Below are 3,463 nucleotides of genomic sequence, written 5' to 3'. Positions count from 1 at the left end.
ATGTTCTGGCAGGTCTCGACGACGGGGCAGCCATGGAGACGCCAGTCCCCGCCGCGGGGACCAGGCTGGGGTAGGGGTGTTGCGAGGAAGAGACTGGCACGGCGACCGCCCAGCCCGCGCCCGCCGCCGAGGCCGCAGCCGCCCCTGAGGCCGTGCCCGCCACGACCGAGGAGCCCGCCGCCGAGTCCGGTGCGGTTCCCGCCGAGTCCGGTGAGGCCGCCGAGGAGGCCGCCCCGCGCCGTACCCGCCGCCGGGCCACGCGCCGCGTGACCTCGCCCGCCGAGGAGACGGCCGAGACCGGCGCCGAGGCCGCGCAGGAGACCGCCGCCGAGCCCGCCGCGCAGCCCGCCGCCGTCGCCGAGGAGGCGCAGGCGCCCGCCGCCGAGCAGGCCGAGGAGGAAGAGGCCGCGCCGCGCCGCTCGCGTCGCCGCACCGCCCGTAAGGCCGCGACCGGATTCTCCGCGCCGGCCCGGGCCGCGGAGGAGGCCGAGGACGCCGAGGGCGACGAGCCGCGCCGCCCCGCGCGCCCCGCCGTCGCCGTGTTCCAGGCGCCCGTCTTCACCGAGCCGCAGTTCCAGACGCCGGAGCGGGCCGCCGCCCAGGCCGCCGCCGCCCAGGCCGAGGAGAGCGCCGAGCCGGAGGAGCAGTCCGAGGAACGGTCCGGCGCCCGCCGCCGGCGCCGCCGCCGCGGTGGCGCGTTCGACGAGGCCGAGACGCAGACCGCCGAGACCACCGACACCGCCGAGGACGATCAGGAGGAGGCCGAGGACCAGTCCGAGGACGCCGCCGAGGGCGACGACTCCGAGGAGACCGGTTCGCGCCGCCGCCGTCGCCGGGGCGGCCGTCGCCGCCGCCGTGGCGAGTCCGCCGACTCCGGCGGTGACGACGAGTCGGAGGAGTCCGACGAGCCCGCCGCGCACGACGCCGAGGACACCTCCGAGCAGGGCGAGGACGACGAGGAGGACGGGGCCGACGAGAGCGGAGGCTCGTCCTCCAGCAGCCGCCGTCGCCGGCGCCGCCGGCGTCGCGCCGGTGACTCCTCCGTGGACACCGAGCCCGGCGAGGGCGACCCGGAGCGCACCGTCGTGAAGGTCCGCGAGCCGCGCCCGAAGTCCGAGCCGTCCGACGAGGTGCAGTCCATCAAGGGCTCCACGCGCCTGGAGGCCAAGAAGCAGCGCCGCCGCGAGGGCCGTGAGCAGGGCCGCCGCCGCGTCCCGATCATCACCGAGGCCGAGTTCCTGGCCCGCCGCGAGGCCGTCGAGCGCGTGATGGTCGTGCGCCAGCACGGCGAGCGCACGCAGATCGGCGTGCTCGAGGACGGTGTGCTCGTCGAGCACTACGTCAACAAGGAGCAGGCCACCTCGTACGTCGGCAACGTCTACCTGGGCAAGGTCCAGAACGTGCTGCCGTCGATGGAGGCCGCCTTCATCGACATCGGCAAGGGCCGCAACGCGGTCCTCTACGCCGGTGAGGTCAACTTCGAGGCGCTGGGCATGGCCAACGGGCCGCGCCGCATCGAGTCCGCCCTGAAGTCCGGTCAGTCGGTCCTTGTCCAGGTGACTAAGGACCCGATCGGCCACAAGGGCGCCCGCCTGACCAGCCAGGTCTCCCTCCCGGGCCGCTACCTCGTGTACGTCCCCGAGGGCTCGATGACCGGCATCAGCCGCAAGCTGCCCGACACCGAGCGGGCCCGGCTGAAGACCATCCTCAAGAAGATCGTTCCCGAGGACGCGGGCGTCATCGTGCGCACCGCCGCCGAGGGCGCGAGCGAGGACGAGCTGCGCCGCGACGTCGAGCGGCTGCAGGCGCAGTGGGAGGACATCCAGAAGAAGTCGAAGAACGGCAACGCCCCGACGCTGCTGTACGGCGAGCCGGACATGACCGTCCGGGTCGTCCGCGACATCTTCAACGAGGACTTCACCAAGGTCGTCGTCAGCGGTGACGAGGCCTGGGAGACCATCCACGGATACGTCTCGCACGTCGCGCCCGACCTGGCCGACCGCCTGTCGAAGTGGACCTCCGAGGTCGACGTCTTCGCCACGTACCGGATCGACGAGCAGCTGTCCAAGGCGCTGGACCGCAAGGTCTGGCTGCCCAGCGGCGGTTCGCTGGTGATCGACCGGACCGAGGCGATGGTCGTCGTCGACGTCAACACCGGCAAGTTCACCGGCCAGGGCGGCAACCTCGAGGAGACCGTCACCAGGAACAACCTGGAGGCGGCCGAGGAGATCGTCCGCCAGCTGCGGCTGCGCGACCTCGGCGGCATCATCGTCATCGACTTCATCGACATGGTCCTGGAGTCCAACCGGGACCTCGTGCTGCGGCGCCTGCTGGAGTGCCTGGGCCGCGACCGGACCAAGCACCAGGTCGCCGAGGTCACCTCGCTGGGCCTGGTCCAGATGACCCGCAAGCGGGTCGGCCAGGGCCTGCTGGAGTCCTTCTCCGAGACCTGCGTCCACTGCAACGGCCGCGGTGTCATCGTGCACATGGAGCAGCCGGCCTCGTCCGGTGGCGGCGGCAAGCGCAAGAAGCGCGGGCGCGGCGGCGACGGGCACGTCCACGAGCACGAGACCGCGGCGGCCGTCGAGACGGAGGCCGCCGAGGAGACCGAGAGCGAGGCGGAGGTCGCCGCCGAGGCGGCGGCGCCGGTCGCGCTGGCCGAGCCGGCCTTCGCGCCCGACGAGGAGCTGTACAGCAGCGTCGCCGAGGCGGAGGCCGCGGCCGGCCGTGGCCGTTCGCGGCGCCGCTCGGGCCGCAGGGCGTCCGCTCCGGCGGGTGCCCCGCGCCGCGAGGACCGCAAGGCCGAGGCCCCGACGGCCCAGGAGGTCACCGCCGAGGCCGAGGTGGAGCGTCCGGTGCGGCCGGAGCCCGCCGCCGAGGTGCTCGCCGAGCCCGCGGCCGTCGAGGACGCCGTCGCCCCGGCCGCCGACGAGGCCGCGCCCAAGCGCGGACGCCGTCGCGCCACCCGCAAGGTGTCCGCTCCGGCGGGTTCGCCCGCGGGTGCGGAGGCCACCGTCGTGACGATCGCCGAGTCGGGGCCGGCCGCCGAGGCCGAGCCGGTCGCGGAGACCGCCCCGGAGCCCGAGGCTCCGGCGGAGAGCGCCGCCCCGTCCCGGCCGCGGCGCCGTGCCGTGCGCAAGGAGACCGCGCCCACCGCTTCCGAGGAGACGGCCGTCGTGGTCGTCGCGTCGGGCGCGGCGGACGAGGCGCCCGCCGCGCGGGAGGACGCCGAGGAGGCGGCCCCGGCCAAGAAGACGGCCCGTAAGACGGCCAAGAAGGCCACCGCGAAGAAGGCCGCCACCAAGAAGACGGCGGCCAAGAAGACGGCGGCGAAGAAGACCACGGCCAAAAAGGCGGCGAAGACCGCCAAGACGGCCGCGGCCAAGTCGGCGGCGAAGAAGACCGCGGTCTCGGCCGCGGCCGACGAGAGCTGAACCGCGCGATCGGAGCGCTGAAGTGAGGT

The 3,463-nt window shown here is 74.8% G+C and carries 1 protein-coding gene; it reads left to right on the top strand.

Going from position 1 to position 3,463, the window contains the following annotated elements:
- Nucleotides 1-266: 266 nt before the first annotated feature.
- Nucleotides 267-3,434, top strand: coding sequence for an Rne/Rng family ribonuclease (locus ACFU97_RS26400; protein WP_384261013.1), 3,168 nt, complete (start codon nt 267-269; stop codon nt 3,432-3,434).
- The last annotated feature ends 29 nt before the right edge of the window (nt 3,435-3,463 follow it).

This window comes from Streptomyces sp. NPDC057616 (genome assembly GCF_042800575.1).
Lineage (GTDB): Bacteria > Actinomycetota > Actinomycetes > Streptomycetales > Streptomycetaceae > Streptomyces.
The sequence above is the reverse complement of the archived record's forward strand: the minus strand, read 5'-3'. Positions and strand labels throughout refer to the sequence as shown.